The organism is Caballeronia temeraria (assembly GCF_001544795.2).
Classification (GTDB): Bacteria; Pseudomonadota; Gammaproteobacteria; order Burkholderiales; family Burkholderiaceae; genus Caballeronia; species Caballeronia temeraria.
Map to the genome: position 1 here is coordinate 521,808 of NZ_FCOI02000001.1, position 17,308 is coordinate 539,115.

General features: G+C 60.2%; 16 protein-coding genes and 1 pseudogene. 1 reads left to right on the forward strand and 16 read right to left on the reverse strand.

Going from position 1 to position 17,308, the window contains the following annotated elements; translation table 11 throughout:
* Positions 1–266 precede the first annotated feature (266 nt).
* The 13 genes from AWB76_RS02405 to AWB76_RS02465 form a co-directional block, all read right to left on the reverse strand.
* On the reverse strand, positions 267–1,145 hold the full coding sequence (locus AWB76_RS02405; RefSeq protein WP_061158499.1) for an MBL fold metallo-hydrolase: 879 nt from the start codon (positions 1,143–1,145) through the stop codon (positions 267–269).
* Positions 1,146–1,163: 18 nt separating this feature from the next.
* The gene (locus AWB76_RS02410) at positions 1,164–2,525 is read right to left on the reverse strand and encodes an MFS transporter (RefSeq protein ID WP_061158500.1); all 1,362 of its coding nucleotides are present in this window, start codon (positions 2,523–2,525) and stop codon (positions 1,164–1,166) included.
* Positions 2,526–2,554: 29 nt separating this feature from the next.
* Positions 2,555–3,571, reverse strand: a complete 1,017-nt coding sequence (locus AWB76_RS02415) for a succinylglutamate desuccinylase/aspartoacylase family protein (protein WP_061158501.1) — start codon at positions 3,569–3,571, stop codon at positions 2,555–2,557.
* A gap of 120 nt (positions 3,572–3,691) precedes the next feature.
* The gene (locus tag AWB76_RS02420) at positions 3,692–4,567 is read right to left on the reverse strand and encodes a LysR family transcriptional regulator (RefSeq protein WP_061158502.1); all 876 of its coding nucleotides are present in this window, start codon (positions 4,565–4,567) and stop codon (positions 3,692–3,694) included.
* Positions 4,568–4,959: 392 nt separating this feature from the next.
* Positions 4,960–5,940 (reverse strand): amidohydrolase family protein, encoded by a 981-nt coding sequence (locus AWB76_RS02425; RefSeq protein ID WP_244173198.1) that lies wholly within the window; start codon positions 5,938–5,940, stop codon positions 4,960–4,962.
* A gap of 84 nt (positions 5,941–6,024) precedes the next feature.
* Positions 6,025–6,906 carry an alpha/beta fold hydrolase gene (locus tag AWB76_RS02430; RefSeq protein WP_008345171.1) on the reverse strand — a complete coding sequence of 294 codons (882 nt, stop codon included), beginning with the start codon at positions 6,904–6,906 and terminating at the stop codon, positions 6,025–6,027.
* An 83-nt stretch (positions 6,907–6,989) separates the two neighbouring features.
* Positions 6,990–7,784: a molybdate ABC transporter substrate-binding protein gene (locus AWB76_RS02435; protein ID WP_061158503.1), complete on the reverse strand. Its 795-nt coding sequence runs from the start codon at positions 7,782–7,784 to the stop codon at positions 6,990–6,992.
* A gap of 39 nt (positions 7,785–7,823) precedes the next feature.
* Positions 7,824–8,759 carry an SMP-30/gluconolactonase/LRE family protein gene (locus AWB76_RS02440; RefSeq protein WP_061158504.1) on the reverse strand — a complete coding sequence of 312 codons (936 nt, stop codon included), beginning with the start codon at positions 8,757–8,759 and terminating at the stop codon, positions 7,824–7,826.
* Positions 8,756–10,057: an MFS transporter gene (locus AWB76_RS02445; RefSeq protein WP_061158505.1), complete on the reverse strand. Its 1,302-nt coding sequence runs from the start codon at positions 10,055–10,057 to the stop codon at positions 8,756–8,758. Before AWB76_RS02445 ends, AWB76_RS02440 begins: the two co-directional genes overlap by 4 nt.
* Positions 10,058–10,065: 8 nt before the next feature.
* Entirely contained in the window at positions 10,066–10,893 is an 828-nt protein-coding gene (locus AWB76_RS02450; protein WP_061158506.1) for an amidohydrolase family protein, read from the reverse strand.
* Positions 10,893–11,726 (reverse strand): SDR family NAD(P)-dependent oxidoreductase, encoded by an 834-nt coding sequence (locus AWB76_RS02455; RefSeq protein WP_235366197.1) that lies wholly within the window; start codon positions 11,724–11,726, stop codon positions 10,893–10,895. The genes AWB76_RS02450 and AWB76_RS02455 overlap by 1 nt, the downstream gene beginning before the upstream one ends.
* 10 nt (positions 11,727–11,736) lie before the next feature.
* Positions 11,737–12,297 carry a carboxymuconolactone decarboxylase family protein gene (locus tag AWB76_RS02460; protein ID WP_061158507.1) on the reverse strand — a complete coding sequence of 187 codons (561 nt, stop codon included), beginning with the start codon at positions 12,295–12,297 and terminating at the stop codon, positions 11,737–11,739.
* A gap of 22 nt (positions 12,298–12,319) precedes the next feature.
* A complete protein-coding gene (locus tag AWB76_RS02465; RefSeq protein WP_061158508.1) occupies positions 12,320–13,627 on the reverse strand; it encodes a cation:dicarboxylate symporter family transporter in 1,308 nt (435 codons plus the stop codon).
* Positions 13,628–13,972: 345 nt separating this feature from the next.
* Here AWB76_RS02465 and AWB76_RS02470 point away from each other — a divergent pair, with 345 nt between their 5' ends.
* Positions 13,973–14,914: a LysR family transcriptional regulator gene (locus AWB76_RS02470; RefSeq protein WP_061158509.1), complete on the forward strand. Its 942-nt coding sequence runs from the start codon at positions 13,973–13,975 to the stop codon at positions 14,912–14,914.
* A 427-nt stretch (positions 14,915–15,341) separates the two neighbouring features.
* Here AWB76_RS02470 and AWB76_RS40625 read toward each other — a convergent pair whose 3' ends face one another.
* The 3 genes and pseudogenes from AWB76_RS40625 to AWB76_RS43235 all read right to left on the reverse strand — a co-directional run.
* Positions 15,342–15,491, reverse strand: a complete 150-nt coding sequence (locus AWB76_RS40625) for a hypothetical protein (protein ID WP_157696038.1) — start codon at positions 15,489–15,491, stop codon at positions 15,342–15,344.
* Positions 15,488–16,063 (reverse strand): endonuclease NucS domain-containing protein, encoded by a 576-nt coding sequence (locus tag AWB76_RS02475; RefSeq protein WP_244173199.1) that lies wholly within the window; start codon positions 16,061–16,063, stop codon positions 15,488–15,490. The genes AWB76_RS40625 and AWB76_RS02475 overlap by 4 nt, the downstream gene beginning before the upstream one ends.
* Before the next feature lie 91 nt (positions 16,064–16,154).
* Positions 16,155–16,265 (reverse strand): annotated as a pseudogene (locus AWB76_RS43235) (DUF7669 domain-containing protein); the annotation flags it as partial.
* Positions 16,266–17,308 lie beyond the last annotated feature (1,043 nt).

A 17,308-nucleotide genomic window follows, 5' to 3' on the forward strand; every position in this document is an offset into this window, starting at 1 on the left:
TCGCCGGCCTGCACCGCTGAAACGACCGTCGGCAGGCGCGAATGAGTCTTTACGAACCTGAACAGCCTTTGGCGGCTGAAACACCAACGTCGAAATACGAACCGCTTTCGGACATCGGCCCGGTTCTCCGCGGTGCATTGGCACGCGTGCTCAGCAGGTCGCCGGTTCACGGTCATCAAGCGCAGACAGACGACAATGCGGGCGAGCGTCTTCAGTCGAAATCGGAGACGCACAAAGTCATTATTGTTTCAGCGTTACCTGTTCATTCACGCGTATCGCCACTCGAAGCCTTCCGCCGTCCGCGTGACGGTTCCGGCCGACGTCTCGGCGAAATGCGCGGCGAATACCGTCGCGCCCGTGCCGGCTGCATGCGCGAGCAGACGCGCTCGCGACGCACGCGCCCGCTGCTGGTCGAGACAGAACATCGAACTTAATTCCGGTCGATGCACCTGCACGGCGCTGTGCATCACGTCGCCGGAAAAGAGCGCCGTTTCCCCGCGCGAGCGGATCTCAATCGCCATGTGCCCGATGCTGTGCCCAAAGGTCGGCATGAAGCGAATGCCGTCGAGAATCTCTTCGCCCTCGTCCGGTACGACGCGCGCCTGACCCGATTCGATCACCGGCAGCACGCTGTCTTCGAACACGATACGACGCGATTCGCCCTCCGGCATAAGAAAGTAATCGCGCTCTTTCTCGCCAAACACGTACGTTGCGTTCGGGAACACCGGAGCCCAGCGGCCGTCTTGCCAATGCGTATTCCAGCCGACGTGATCGACATGCAAATGCGTAAGCAGCACGTAATCGATCTTGTCCCGTGAGAAGCCCGCTGATTCGAGCCGCTCGAGCACGGGGTTATCGAGCTTGTCGAATAACGCGCTGAACGGCCTCGACTTACCGTTGCCGATTCCCGTATCGACGATGAGCGTCACGCCGTCGATCTCGACCACCCAGAGATGCGTCTTCAGTTGCACGCGCGCATTGGCGAGGTCGAGTGTGTTGACGGCGAATCGGTCACCGAGCGCTCGCTCGTCGTCTGTCGACCACGCGGGAAACAGCCGATCCGGCGCGATTGCGAAGCAGGTCTCGTCGACGCGCGTGATGGTCGCTGCGCCGACATGATGAGCGTGTAAAGCGGCTGATGTCATGGTTGTGTGCTCCTGGTATCAACGCGAATTCGCGGCTGCTACCCGGCAAGTTGCGAATGCGTAGAGAATCATGCTGACAAACGCGGCCGCGCCGCCGACGATCGCTAGCGACGCGCCGAGGCTGGCGCCTGTCGCTCCAAGCCGTTCGTTCAGATAGCCGACGGACAGCGGGCCCACACCGCCGCTGATCGCATTCGTCATGAAAACAAGCAGCGCCAGCGAACGACCTCTCATTCGGTTTGGTACGGCAATCTGCAGCGGCACGGGCGCGAGTCCCATCGCGATGCTGGCAGTCAACGCGCTGACTCCATAAAGCACGATGGCCACGTTGCTGCTTGCGACGAGCGGCATGGCGATGGCGGCAGGCGTCAGCAACGCAACGGCACATGTGGAGAAGCCGAGCACCTTGCGCAGCGTGGTGTCGTCGGTGACGCGTGTTGCAAGCAGCGCCCCGCTTGCAACCCCGAGGATGCCGCCGATCATGTACGCGGGTGCAGCCATCTGTCCTACCACGCTCGGTGCGAGATCAAAATGTCGCATCAGCAAGGTCGGAAACCACGCGGCGTGCGAATAGAACAGGGTAATCAATGCGACGTATGCCGCGAAGTACGGCAGGCAAAAACGATTGCGCACGAACAGTTCAACCAGCACATCGCGCAACGATGGTATCTCGTTGTGCGTGCGCGCGTCATGCGTGTCCTCTTCGCGCCTCGCCGGCTCGCGAACCGTGATCGCAACGAGAGCAGCAAGGAAAAGGCCGGGCACGCCCACCGCGAGGAACACCGCTTGCCACGGCTCAAACCCGTGCGCCCCGAGCCATGCGGTGCCCTGTCCCGTCGCCGCTGCCGACAACAACATGCCACCGCCGAACAGCGCCGCGCCGCCGCCGACATACGGCCCGAGCATGAACACGCTGCTCGCGCGTGCAACGCGGCGCGGCGCGAAGATGTCGCTGAAGATCGACAACGCGGCGGGACTCAGCGCGGCCTCGGCAATCGCCGTTCCGGCACGCGCGAGAAGCAGTTCCGTGAAGTTGGTCGCGAAGCCGCATGCCGCCGTAGAGATCGCCCAGATGGCGATGCATACGGCGATGAGCCTGACGCGATTGCCGCGATCGACGAGGCGCGCGACGAACACACCCGCCGTCGCGTAACACATCGTGAACGAAAAGCCCTGCAGCAAACCGATCTGCGTGTCCGTGAGCGCAAGCGACTGCTTGATCGGCTGAACAAGAATGCTGACGACCTGACGGTCCAGATAGGAAAACGCAAAGCACAGGAAGAACAGCAGCACGATATACACAGGATGCCGCGCGCTGCTACGTGGTGCGAGGGCTGCCGCATCATCGGCGGCCCGGCTCGAAGCGGGGTAATGACTCATATGCACTCTCCGGGGTCGATGGACGCGTTTCAATCGGCGTGAGTTTCTGAAGCGAGCAACGCGATACAGTCACCCGGTTCGACGCGCGCGAAGGTCCTCATGCACATCACAATGCCGTCGCCACGAAACGCGATATCAAGCGGTGCGTGCCACGGTCGATGCGGATCGAAGAGACGTCCGGCAAGTTGACCTTCGCGTACCTGATCGCCTAGCTTGAACGCCGGTTCGAAGACCCCGGCAAGCGGCGAGTATATGTAATGACGCGCGCCTTCCACGCGCAGGAAACGCGTCGTATGAGGCGCCAGGGTCCCTGCGTCCGCGATCACACCGAGCCGTTGCAACACGCGCTGCAATCCGCTCTCGACGATCGCGAGATTCGCCGCATCGCAGCCGGCGTGTCCGCCGAATTCGCCGCACAAAAAAAGCTTTCCGTGCCGTTCGGCTGCCGCGGCCATTGTGCGATCCTCGCCGAGCAGATCCATGACCATCGTGTTCGGCGCGCCGAATTCGCGCACGAGGTCCATGTACAACGCGCGCTGTTCTCCTTGGGCGGGCGGAGATGCAAGGAGCGTCGGCGCGTGCTCGAACGACGCGCCGCCCGCGTGAAGATCGATCGCGACATCGGCGAGTGGGAGCAATTCGGTCTCGACGTAATGCGCAATCATCTCCGTCGGCTGGCCATTGCGCGCACCGGGAAACAAGCGGTTGAGGTTGCCGCGATCGATCGGCGAAGTGCGCGTGCCGTTGGTGAAGGCTGGGAAGTTTATGCCGGGAATCACGATCAGGCGGCCGCATATCGTCATCGACGGCATGCGGTTCATGAGCTTCATCAGCGCTACGGGGCCTTCATACTCGTCGCCGTGATTGCCGCCCGTTAGAAGGATGGTCGGGCCGCTGCCCGCGCCTGCGTTGAGCACGGCCAAGGGAATCGGCACATGACCGTAAGCCGAGCGGTCGTGCGAATACGGCAGACGCAGCGTGCCCGTCTGGAAGCCGGTGCGTTCATAGTCGATATCGGTGGCGATGAGTGAAGCGGACGTATACATGGCGCGGTCGGTAAAGAGCTTGGGGTGTCTTTACTATCGGCGACGAAAATATGTCCGGCCAATGCCGTTTTCTGCGACGGGTGATGCCTTCAAGGCATCGCGCGCGAGGAAGTCGAGCCGCTAGGAGAGCAGTTCGACGAAACGCTCGAGCGCGGGATTGGTCGCCCGCTCAACGAAACAGAATTCGAGCGGCAAGGGCACTGAGAGATCGCGCAATTCGACGAAGCGCACGCGCGCGGGCGGCCGGTCGCGATTCGCGGCATTGACGATGGCTGCCCCCATTCCCGCCGATACCAGCGAAAGAATCGCGGTTTCCGTCGACGCCTCCTGACGGATATCGAGCGTCAGCCCACGTTCGGCGCACGCGGAAAGCAGGCGGTCGTAATACGCGGGATAGACGCGGCGCGGAAACAAGATGAACGGTTTGCCCGCGAGTTCTTGCGCATCGACGGCGCCTGCGCTGCCTTGTGGCCACGATTCCGGCACCGCCAGCACGACGCCCTGATCGAGCACATGAACGCTTTCGATACCTTCGGGCAGCGCGCCGATGCGATACGCGATAGCGCCATCGAGCCTGCCTGCGGCTAACGCATCGAGTTGTTCGGGGGTGTTCATCGGCGTGAGTTCGAGCGCGACATTCGGCGCGGCCTGCTCGAAAGCGCTCAGCGCGCGCGAAACGATGCCGCTCCATGCAGCGTTCTCGACGAAGCCGATACGCAATTGCCCCTGCACGCCCGATGCGATGCGGCGCGCAAGCCGATTGGCGGCATCGACGCGGTCGAGAATCTCGCGCGCTTCCGACAGGTAGGCCTCGCCAGCGGGCGTCAGTTTCAGGCCGCGCGGCGTTCGTTCGAACAGCGTTGCGCCGATGGCGTCTTCGAGATCCTGAATCTGCCGGGATATCGCCGGTTGCGTGACGTGCAGGTGGTCGGATGCCGCGCGCACGCTGCGCAATTCGGCGACAGCGATGAAATAGCGAAGATGCCGAAGCTCCATGTTCGTGTCTGCCCGATCAGAGTGTCGAATTGCCGGACGATCTTGACATGCTTCGGTGCTGGAGCAAAGGCGTGCGTCAGGACATGTGATGCTCCGATGATCTTTCTCTGCTCAACAATACGAGCAGAGACAGGCAAAAGCCGACCCTTTTCGGCCGTCGGGTCGTTGGACCCGCTTGTCCGAAGGACGATGTAAAGCAGCCAGTCACTGGCGGGTGCACAGCTCTAGCAAACGGCTGCTGGTCTCATTCGCAGAGATCACGGGCCGCTGGCTCGCAAAGTCAAGGCGCCGGCGGCCGGCCGGCCAGGCGATCAGTTGTCGGCTTTGTAGCCAGCAGGCAGACGCGCCTTGTATGAAAGAAGTCAAGACGTCGAACAGACTCCGCCAAATTGCTAAGCCTGGAAGCCGTATAACGTCGCCGGATTATCAACAAGAATACGCTGTAGTGCTCTCTTGTCGGGCACCCATGCGGCGAGTAGATCGAACAGTTGCGCATCGTCTGGCTTATGCGTCTTTTCAGTCGGGTGCGGCCAGTCGCTTCCCCAGACGACCCGCTCGGGAGCCGCCGCGATATACGATTGGGCCATTGCTGTCACATCTTCGTAGGTCGGCGGGCCTACTTTCGTGTTCAGATAAGCCGCAGATACTTTGACCCACGTGCGTCCCTGATCGAGCATCCCGCGGACAACGTTATGTGCTTCGCGCCCCGATTCAGTTGATGGCAACCGTGCCATGTGGTCAAAAACAACAGGGCACGGCAGACGCTTCAACGTTTCAGCTTGCTCGACAATGAGGTCTGAACGCATCTGTAGCTGCACATGCCAGCCCAAGTCGCTAATTCGGGTGGCGACCGGCTCAATCATATCGACCCGGGTCACGGCATTCTTGGGTTCAAAAAGAGAAAATCGCACACCGCGAATTCCACCTCGATGCAGCGCAAGCAGTTCCTTCTCGGATATGTCCGTGGAGATAACCGCAATGCCGCGCGTTTTAGCCGCCCCGAGTCTTGCGATCGCGTCCAACGTGACGCGGTTGTCTGTTCCATAGTTCGAAGGCTGGACGATGACCGTTCGGGTCGTCCCGAGCCGATTCTGAATTTGCAGATAGTCGTCGACCGTCGCCTGACGCGGGAGTGCGGCGGCTGGATTAACGATAGGAAACTTATCGTCATAGATGTGGATATGCGCGTCGCACGCCAACGGCGGCGCCTTCAACGCAGGGTTTTCACTGCCGGAAGAGTTTGAGAATCGGTGGCTTTCCGCCGCCTGTGCCATGGCACTATTCCATGAGCCCGCCATCCATCCCGCCGCCAGACTCAACGCCAGGGCGCGCCGGCGAGGATTGAACCCATCCATCGATACTTCCGTGTCCATGTTGTATGCCATCGAGAGGTTGCTCTTCCTTGCGGCGAAGCGGTGAACTTCGATCCGCTTTGCCGCTTGAGTATCGACGTCAGGTTATTGGTTCACGCGCTTGGCGAAAGTGGAGATTGCGTCGGCCATCGCTTTCGGCTGTTCAGGCGCCATGGCGTGGCCCGCGTTCGGCAGTACGACCACCGTCACCCGGTCGCCGAGCATGGACTTGAGAACCTGGGAAAATCGACGCGGTGCCACTGCATCGTTCTCTCCCTGCAAGTCCAGAATCGGTGCAGTGCCCGCAGCGAAATAATCGTCGACCGGAGTCGTATTGCGAGCATGTCCCTCTGCCTCGTGCGTTTCGGGATGCCACCCGCTCAGCCAAACGCTCGGGTCGTTTCCGGGCGCGAAGAACGCTTCCTTAAGGTACTGAAGCCGCTGTGCCTCCGGCAGCTTGAGGTCCCCCGCGCCGTCGATCGCCTTGCGCATTTCGGCGTTGATTGGCTTCTCGGTCGAGCCTGGTGGAACTTTGCCTGCCGAGGCAGCTGCCACAACGACGCCCTTGACGAGGTCGGGACGGTCCGCAGCCAACTGGCGCGCGGCGAAGTTGCCCCACGCGTGTCCGACCACGACCACCGGGCCCGCTTTCTTTTCGTCGATGACCATCGCGACGTCAGACGCGAAATCATGCACGCTCAGGTTCTCCATCGGTCCTTTGCTTTTGCCAACACCGCGCGGCTCCGGACGCAGCACTCGAAAGCCATCTGCGACCAGGTACTGGGCTACCTGATCATAGTCGCGCACCGAACGTCCTAAAGACGGAAGGATGACGACGGTCGGGCCCGTGCCTTGGCTTAGCACCTCGATTTGGACGTTGTCATGCTTGACGACGTCGTCGGTTATCTTGGCAGTACCGGTTGCTGCGAACGCGGCCACGGAAAGAGTGAAGAGTGCCGCGGCAAGTGCGCTTGTTGCGAATTTCATAGATATCTCCTGGAAGTAGGCACGACAACGACCCAGCGGCGGTACAAGCGTTCTCCGCAGCTTCGGGTCGCTGTTTTTGGGTATCAGTGCGTCTGCGGCTGCTCGAGTCCGGTGCTGTCGAAGATGGCTACGGCGTTTTTTGACTTCAGATAGACGAGGAAGGCTTTCGCCGCATCGCCTTGCCGGGCGTTCTTCGAAATTGCGCCAGAAATGACGCTCACCTTCTGTACTTCTCGCGGAAGGGGACCCACGAATTGAATGTCGTGGAATGCCTTTAATTCGCTGATTTGCTGAAGACCCAGGTCTGCATCGCCACGCAGAAGAGCCGCACCTACCAGCTCACGACCTTTTATAAGCACGCTCTTTTCCTTCATCTGCTCGGCAATGCCGAGCTTGGGGAACAGCGTTCCGGTGATGTACGTTCCGCTCGCCCCTTCCGAGAAGGCAACGGACTTGGCAGACAGGAGCGCCGCTTTGAGTTTTTCGGGCGTCGAGACGTCCGGCTTCGGAATGCCTGGGCGTACCGCCACCCCGACTGCAGATTCAGCAATGTCGGTCCTCGTGTCGGCGACGAACACGCCTTGTTTGATTTGCTCGTCGAGCGCGGCACCGATCATGAAGCAGACATCCATCGGCTCGCCGCTCTTGATGCGCACGGGCAGGGCGTCGGGAGACGCGCCATAGGATGGACCCCAGGAAATCAACAGGTGGTTGCCGGTGTCGCGCTCGAACGCCGGGACCAGTTGCTTGAATGCGGCGGATAGTGCACCGGTTGCGAGCACATGAACGTCCGCCGCTTGCGCTGCCACGCTAAATCCGGCTGCGCAGACGAGCGCCACGACGGACGCGCGCATTGACCATTTCTTTCCGACTACCATTACTTGTCTCCTTCTGTATGAATACGGATTGCTCGCGGTCTAGACTGCGCCGCGTGCATTGACGAACAGCGCATACAAAGATGTGGTCGAGGCCATGAAGAGGCGGTTGTTGTCGCGTCCGCCGAAACACAAATTCGCGCAACGCTCGGGCAGCGCTATGTGTCCAATCGCCGTACCGTCCGGCGCGAAGACGCGGACGCCATCCAGCTCCTCGGTGCCGGTGCCCCACCCGCACCACAGGTTTCCGTCGACGTCGACTCTAAAGCCGTCCGGCGTCCCGTCTTTTGCATCGATGAGCACGCGGCCCTGCCGAAGCCTCCGGCCATCGAGAACGTCAAACGCCATGATGGTTCGCGGGCGGGCTCGGGATGCGACGACGTACAGCCCACGCTCATCCGGCGAAAACGCGAGGCCATTTGGACCTTCGATGTCGTCGGCGACACATTCGAGTTGCCCACTTTGCGGGTCGAGCCGATAGACGCATGCCGGCAACTCTGGCTCTCCTACCTGTCCCATGTAGTCACTCACGAGGCCAAATGGCGGGTCCGTGAACCACACCGCGCCATCGCGAGTAACGACGACGTCATTGGGAGAATTAAGCGGCTTTCCGTTGAACTGGTCGGCAAGCACAGTGACCCGTCCGTCGTATTCAGTACGCGTGACGCGCCTGGTGCCGTGTTCGCAAACGATGAGTCGGCCCTGGCGGTCGCGGGTCATGCCATTCGCTTTGTTTGATGGCGCGCGCCAGGTCGAAACCCGCTCAGTCGATGCATCCCATTTCAAGATGCGCTCATTAGGGAGGTCGGTCCAGTAAAGCAAGTTTGCATCTCCGAACCACACGGGTCCCTCCGCCCAACGGCACCCTGTCCATAAGCGTTCGACCTTCGCATGTGCCAGGCGGTAATGTTCGAATCGTTTGTCCAACGCGCGGATTGCAGGGTCGGGAGTACGCATACTGGGTTGCCATGTGCTCATCTCGCGTCCTTCCTATTCATGATCACCAGCAGAACAACAGTCAGAACGGTTGCGAGCACGAGCATCGCGCCCATTCCAATAAGCCCCGCCTTGAAAGAGCCTGTCGTATCCTTGAGCCAACCCACCATGTAAGGGCCGACCAGGCCACCGAGGCTGCCGACAGAGTTGATGAACGCTAGTCCGCCGGCTGCTGCTTCCTTGCCGAGGAACGTCGCTGGAATGCTGTAGAAGCACGTGCGCACCGACGAGAGGCCAATCACTGCGATCGTTAAGCCGGCCATTGCCGGCACCAGGTCGTCCGAGACCACCGAGCAAAAGAAACCGATCGCTGCCAGCCCGCAGGTCAGCGCAAGATGTTTGACATAGCGCTGAGAGCGAGCCAAGACTCGGCCCCACAGAAGCATCCCCACACTTCCAACGACATAGGGAAGCGCGGTAAGCAGCCCAATCTCCGTGTTGCCGAGATCGTGCGTCTTTAGAATCGTCGGCAGCCAGACGCCGATGCCGAGAATGCCGATGATGTAGCTGAAAAGGATGCCGGTTAGCAACCAAACGCGCCAGTCCAAAAGCGACCGAACGAAGTGCTTCTCGACGTTCGCCGGACGCTCACGTTCAACGGCCGCTTGCAAAGCCAAGCGCTCCTCGGCCGTTAGCCAATGCGCCTTGTCCGGCGAGTCACTCAGAAATTTCAGACACAGAATGCCGAGCAGACACGCCGGAAGTCCTTGGAGGATGAAAAGCCACTGCCAGCCGTGAAGTCCAAGCCAGCCCTCGAGCGTGAGCATTGAGACCGACAGGGGGCCGCTGAACACCGACGAAAGCGGTACGGCCGCCAGGAACCACGCCATCATCTGCGTGCGATAGCGTGCCGGGAACCACAATGTCAAAAAGAAGATGACCCCAGGAAAGAAACCGGCCTCGCCGACGCCCGCGAGCAAACGAAGCAGTGAGTAACTGATCGGGCCGGTCGCAAGACTCGTGGCGGCGGCGAACAGGCCCCAGGTAATCATGATTCGCGCCAACCAACGTCGTGCGCCAAATCGATAAAGCGCGAGATTGCTCGGCACCTCGAAGAAGCAATACCCGACATAGAAGATGCCCGCAGCCAAGCCGAACTGCGATGCCGTCAGCCCGAGGTCCCGATTCATGGCGAGTGCGGCAAAGCCGACGTTCGTGCGGTCCAGATAGTTGACGAAGTAGGCGAGCGCCAGCAGAGGTACGATGCGCCACGCTGCTTTTCTGCAAGCAGCCTGTTCGGCGCTGTACCCTGTCTCCTGAGTGATTGTCGTTGTGCGCATGATGCCACCTACAGGTAAAGCCGGCGGGGATTATGAACAAGCACCGCATCAGCGGTTTGAGTATCGCCGCAGGCCGTTTCGATGAACTCGAGAAGCTTGGCGTCGCTCGGTACGTCGCCCTGGATATTGGGATGTGGCCAATCACTGCCCCAAATCGCTCGATCAGGCGCAGCCGCGAGCAGCCCACGTACGTGAGGTAAGGCCTTGAACCATGGCTTATCCGAGCCACCCATCATCCGGTCCACGCCGGACAGCTTGATCCAGCGGTGTTCGTTGTCCAGGTACTTTCTCAGCGCCACCAGCCCCTCGATATCAGCGTCGAGATCGAGGTCGGGACGTGCCATGTGATCGATGACCAACGTTGTGCGAAGCTTGCGCCAACTGGCGAGAACGGGAAGGACCTGATCCAGCTTGCCGTGGAGCAGAACATGCCAACCCAAAGAACCAACCCGTTCGGCAAGCCCACCGAGCTCGCTTAGATTCTGAGCTTCAGCAAGGTGCCCCATGAAGTTCAAACGGACCCCGCGTATTCCGCCGTCGTGAAGCGCCTCCAGCTGACTGTCACTTTCCGAGCCATCGAGGAGCGCGACGCCTTTATATTGGCCCTCGGTGTGCGAGAGCGCGTCGAGCAGCGCGGCGTGATCGGTCCGGTAGCATGCCGCTTGAACCAGTACCCCGTGGGAAATGCCCAGCTTCCGATGCATTTCAAGGAGCGCCGTCAGCGGCGCCTCTTGGGGGCGATAGACCGCGTCCTCGGGAAGAGGGTAGTCTTGCCACGGTCCGTAAATATGCGTGTGGCAGTCCCACCGGCCACCGGTCGTGTGCAGGCTGTTCATCAGTCGCACCGTGCGGTCATGCCGCCGTCGACGACGATTTCCGTGCCGGTGACGAAACGCGCTTCGTCCGACGCCAGGAACAGCGCGGCGTTCGCGGTATCGCGGCCGTCTCCCATGAAACCGAGCGGAATACGTGCAACGCGGCTCTCCAGCAACTTGTCCACGTCTCCACCCGAGCGTTGCCCGGCGAGGCGCGCCTCGACCATCGGCGTGTGCAGTTGCCCAGGGACGACCGTATTCACACGAATGCCCTTTTTGGCGTACTCGACCGCGACCACTTTGCCCAGCTGGATAACGCCGGCTTTGCATGCGGCGTACGCGACTTGGGCGGAGCCGGTCCAGCGCAGGCCAGAGGTCGATGCGGTATTCACGATGGAACCGCTGCCTTGGGCTTCCATCACTGGAAGTACGTACTTGCACATGAGGTACACGCTTTTCAGGTTGAACGCGACCTGAGCGTCCCATTTATCTTCGGAGAGTGCGACGGGACCACCCGCGGCCGAACCGCCGACGTTGTTCACCAAAACGTCGACACGCCCGTACTTCCCGCGACACGTCTCGACCATCGCCTGAACGGCGGTCGAGTCCGTGACGTCACAGCCGTAGGAAGTGATTTCACCGCCGACCTCGCGCACTCGGCGTACGGTTTCCTCCATCGCCTCGGGATTCTTGTCGACCGCGAAGATCTTGGCTCCTGCTTGCGCAAAGAGGACTGCAACTGCCCGTCCGTTTCCCCATCCGGGACCCACACAGCCCGCGCCGGTGACAATAGCAACCTTACCGTTAAGGCGTCCTGAATTCGTGTTATCGATGGGATTCTGCGAAGTTTCCACTTGATGCTCCTCAGTTCGATTCTTGGGGAAGTTCCGGTGCCACGCTTGGCGGATGCGGCACTTCGAAAACTTTGATGGTCATTGAGATCAGCGTGTAGTAGCCGGCGATGCCGACAAGGTCCACAACGCCGCCTTCGCCGATTTCCTCGACAAGTTCCTGATATAGCGCGTCGTCAACTTTTCGCTGTTCATGCAACTGGGTGAGGAAAGCAAACACCAACTCTTCGTCTCGACGGGTGAATGGAGGAATCTTGCCGACGCGGATTGCGTCGATGACTTCGTTCGACACGCCGGCCTCGAGCGCGAACGGCTTGTGCGCAGCCCATTCGTATTCGGCAAGCCAGTAGCGGCCCATGAACATGATGGCGAGCTCCGACAGCCGGGCAGGCACGCTGCTGTCGTATCGGCAATAGCGGCCTAAGGCCTGGGAGCGATCAGCGAGTTTCGGTCGATGCAGCCAGACGGCGAGAGGTCCTCGTACACCCTTGCGCGGACCATTGGCGATTGCGTCGTACACGGCCCGCTGCTCTGTATCAAGTTGCGCGGGGTCGATTGGAGGAAGACGTGTCATGAGCGTTGTACCCTCGGTGAGTTCAGTTCGACTGGGCCGTAGCAGTCGTAGCGGCGCCCTTCTGCTGCTTGAGGCATGAGCGGCGCGTTTTAGCACCGGTCTCTCGTTCGAACGCGCTTGCGTCAAAGGCTCCTTCCCATCGGGCGATCGCGAAGACGGCAAGTGTGTTGCCTACTACATTCACCAGGGCCGTCGCCGTGGCCATCACGCGATCGATCCCGAAGAGGAGGCCTAGACCGCTGAGAGGCAGACTCCGCACGGATTGCAACGTTGCAGCCAACTTGACGAAGGCACCACCCGCGACCGTCGTGCCGCCCTTCGAGGTAAGACTCAAGATAGCGAGCAGTCCAAGTTGCTGCCCCAGGGAGAACGGTGTGTCAGTCGCCTGCGCCACGAAGCCGATCGCAATGGCCATGTAGATGGACGTGCCGTCTAGGTTGAAGCTGTACCCCGCTGGAAGAACAAATCCGACGACCGCCTCATCACAACCGGAGCGCTGAAGCTTTTCAATAAGGCGAGGCAGAGCAACTTCACTCGACGCGGTACCAAAAATGAGCAGGAGTTCGTCCCGAATCAGCTTCAAAATGCTGAAGAAAGGCAAACCAATCATCCAGCTAATGCTGCCAAGCACGCCAAAGACGAAGAGCAGCGACGCCGCGTAGTACAAAACGATGACCTTCAGCAGGTACATCAGCGTCACGCTGCCGTAGCTCCCGATCGCTGCAGCCATCGCGCCAAATGCACCCAGCGGCGCAAGCCTCATGATGAACGCAAGCATGCGAAAGAGAACCGACTGTGCTTCGTCGATACCGCGCAGGAGGATCGACTCGGGACCTACGGCCATGTTTAGCGCGAGTCCCGCGAGCAGTGAGATGATCAGCACTTGAACGATATCGCCTTTCGCGAATGCATCGACAAGCGTATGCGGGATCAGACTCAGCAGGTAGTCAACGGCGGAGATGCCACCGGCACTCGTTGTCGCCTTTACCGCTGCCTGACTTTCAGCGATATTCGTGGCGTGCAGCCCGGTGCCGGGTTGGAACACATTCACCATCACGAAGCCGAGAATCATCGCGACGGTGCTCACAATTTCGAAATACACGAGCGATTTGACGCCCATGCGGCCGAGCATGCGCAGGTCTTTCACGTGGGCAATACCCTGGACCAACGTGCAGAAAATGATGGGAGCCAGCATCATCTTGAGTAAGGCGATGAAGCCCACGCCGAGCGGCTTCATCGCGACGGCCCACTCGGGCTTCGTCAACCCCAAGACGATTGCACACGCAAGTCCGATGAGTACTTGCACATGTAATTGCTTTAACCGCTTCATCTCGTCTCCTATATCGACTATTGGCCGTGAATCGGCCTGTACCGTTGACCTCGCGTCCAATCACTGAGCGATGGGCACTCGAAGCCCGCCCGGCCATTGGCACTGGTCAAGTTTCTGTGGGCAGAGAGCGGGAGCGGAATAATGCGAGTCGGGCTGATTTCACCGTTCCAGTGTCATCACGCCTGTTGAAGTTCGGATGCGCACTTTGCGATCCGTTGAAATTGACTCGTCTCCACTTCTTTCTGTCTTGTATTTGTTGGCTCAAGCATAAGAGCTCCGCAGAGGCTTGACAAAGACCGAGTAACTATACGAAGGTATGCCATCCAAGCATAACTCGAAGGGCATATGGACGTACGCGAGTTGAAGAACTTTATCCATGTGGCGCGCGCCGGCAGTTTTAATCGGGCCGCGGCCGAGCTCTACATCGCACAGCCCGCACTGAGCCGCCAAATTGCCAAGCTCGAAGAAGAAATTGGGGTGCCGCTGTTCGTTCGGCACGGCCGTGGCGTGCGATTGACTGCCGCTGGTGCCCGCTTGCTGGAGCGGGCAGAAGTCATCACACAAATGGTGGGCGAAACCGGCGAGCATGTCAGGGCGAGCGTTGATGAGGAGCGAGGGTACCTTGCCGTGGGTCTACCGCCCACGATGGGTACCTTGATTGGCGCCGAGCTTGTCCGCAGTTTCCGGGCCGTGTTTCCCCGGGTTTCGTTGCATATCCGCGAGGGACAGAGCAGCTCGCTACAGGAATGGGTGCTGGACCGACGGGTCGACTTGGCCGTTGTGTACAACCAGCCTCCGCTCGATGCGTTCAACGTCCGTCCTCTTTACAGTGAGCCGATGATTCTGATCGCTCCCCCGGGCACGAAAATGCCCAAAGAGGGTTTTCACATTCGCGACCTCGCCAACCTTCCGTTGATTCTGCCGGGCTTGCCGCACAGCAATCGGCGCGTCATCGAACACGCTGCCGTCCAACATGGCATTCGGCTTCGGGTTGAGCTTGAGGTGGATAGCGTTGCTCTCACCAAGCAGCTTGTGAAAGCTGGCGTCGGATATTCTATCCTTACGTCAATCGCGATCCGCGACGAAGCAGCGAGAGGCGATGTACTAGCACAGGCAATCAATCGACCCTCGATACGTTCGACGGTCGCGATAACCACGTTGCGCGATGCGCCCTCGTCCCGATTCGTGACTGCTTGGACCGCGATGCTGCGAGAAAAGCTGGCGGGCTTCGTTCAGAATGAGCAGTGGCGGGATGACATCGTTTGGTTGGATGACGGCGATTCGTGAAATGAGCCTCCTTGGAGACGATGAGCGGTGACTGCGTTGAGTGGCAACCCCTCGGCAGCCAGCGCTTGGGCTGATTGAGGGCGGCAGCTTGTGCAAGCTTTTCGGTCACTCGCCACCCGCTTTCGGAGGTCGCCTTTTGGCCGACTGCGGCAGTTCACCCGGACACGCGGCGAACAGCTGATTAAGAGCCTTTCTTGCTTCACTGCACTAATGCGCGCCAGGGCTTCGAAGGACGCCCACGTTGCGATCACGCTTCTGCTAAGCGTACTGGACAGGCCTTTGGGGAGCAGAGATCTGAGAAAAATCGACTCGGGACCGACCGTTCCCATGACGGCGGGCGCCGCGGACGCGTTGCAGCAGATCGAGGTCTGGTGACTGGGAAACGCGGTCAGGGGGGGGCCGAAGCTCTCGGGACAGCGCGCTCAGTTCAGGCAGCGTCCCTTTGCGTGATGGCAAATGCTGAGATGAGCACGGTCACCACCGACACAGCCCCGGTCAGCAACCGTAACTCTCCTTCGTTGAGCTCCGTGACGAACAAAAGCACAGCCGTCCAGGCGTGCGACAACCACGCCATCATGCCCGACCTCCCGATGCCACCACGTTCAGGCCGACCGGTGCCAGTTCGACACTCAAACAGTACTCCATGAGCTGGACCCTGGGCGCGACCTTGCCGGCGTATTTGAGCTTGTCGGAGATCGAGTTCGCCACGATCACTCCGGACACGGTCTTTCCGTTGGCGATGTGGTGCTCGATCCACCCCATGTGACGCTGCACTTGGTTGCGGGCTGCGTCAGGGCCCCGGCCCAGCTTCAGCTCGAACACCACATAGTTACCATCGCGGTCCAGGAACACCAGGTCCGCAGGGCCGCAATCCGTTTGATACTCCACTCCGTCCCGTCCGTCGGCATCGACGAACAGACTCAGGGGGCCGTGCGCGGTGGTGCTGGGCGGGCTTCGCGCCAGGTAGTCCCGCAGGTGGCCTTCCAGTGCGAACGCTCCATCCCCGAACCCGTCGTCCACCGGTTCCGCGGCGTCGATGTCCGACGTGGCAGCTACCTCTTCGGTGGACTCGTCCACGCGGCGCACCTTCAAACCGTCGGGCGTCTCCTCGATCGCCCACAGGCCGTGCTCGCCCGGGTCGTACCACACGACCTTGCCACGCCCCGGTGGCGAACAGGAAGTCGTACCGACCGTTGGCGAGGCGGGGCTTCTTGTTCTCGGGGTAGCCGACCCGGCCCACCCGGTTCACGGTGCAGATGCTGATCTGGCAATGGACGGTCCCCTCGTTCCAGTTGGGGTAGCCCTGCGCCAGCAGCTGCTTGATCTCAGCGTTGCTGGTCTCGCGGCCCAAAGGGATGACGGCGTCCCGGACCAGTTGCTAGATCGGCGGGCGTGCGGCGGTGGGGGTGGTACTCACGGCTTAGGTCCCTCGTCGTCGGTCGGTCGTTCGTGGCGTCGTTCTCGATCGCCGGTGGAGGGCACCGCGCCCAGGCAGGACACGATTGAACCACGGTCGGTCGTGCTGACAACAGGGGAAAAGTGTTGCTCCTGGACGCTGCGCGCATCCGAAGCCGAAGGCCCCGGCGGCAAAACCGGTTCTGAGCCCATGAGGCCGCCGGCGGAGTTCGTGCGCAGGAGCCTCGGGCTCAGAGGCGGGTTGGTAAGGGACCCAAACCCGGTCGACCCGCATAAAAAAGGGCGCCCTGCACACCTTCGTTCGTCGCCCGCTGGTCGCCACCGTGTGAGATCCAAAATATATCGTGGCGACTCGGCATCGATGACCTCAGCGCGATTGCATCAGATCCTGCATTACGGTTAGAAGAGATTTAAGGGTTGGAGTCAGCTTCCTGTGATAGGTCAGTGGACACTCCTCCTGATCCAAACCGTTCGACGGTGTCTCAGCGGAAGTTCGGATCATGTGTTCCGGATCTGTCGTATCAAAGGTATTAGTCTTGAGCTCCTGCAGAGAACGGAATGGCGAAGAGATCAATAGCATGCATCAAATCTTAATGTTCGCATAACTGATAGATTTTGGAGTTGGGCGAAAACGCGAAGCGGCGACGGTGGTTTCATAACTTTGCTATGGTCGAGCGTCCGTCTTGTGAGCTTCTGCTGTCGAATTTGCTCAAGGACGAGTGCCAGCACGCGCGAACTCAACAATCTTGCCAAGATGGCGATTCTCTATCAAGGCGAGGCTAGAACGCGAATGAAAAACAGATTGGAAGCTTTCCGAATTCGATTACGCCGTGCGCGCAATGAGCTTAGCGAGTCGCAGCGTGATTTTGCAGCACGAGGGGGAGTAACAGAAAAGACTCAAGGCGGTTTCAAACCGAAGTGCAACGGGGGTTAATGTTTAGTTCTTTGAGGTTGGCTCGCTGAGGCAAGTGTTGCAGC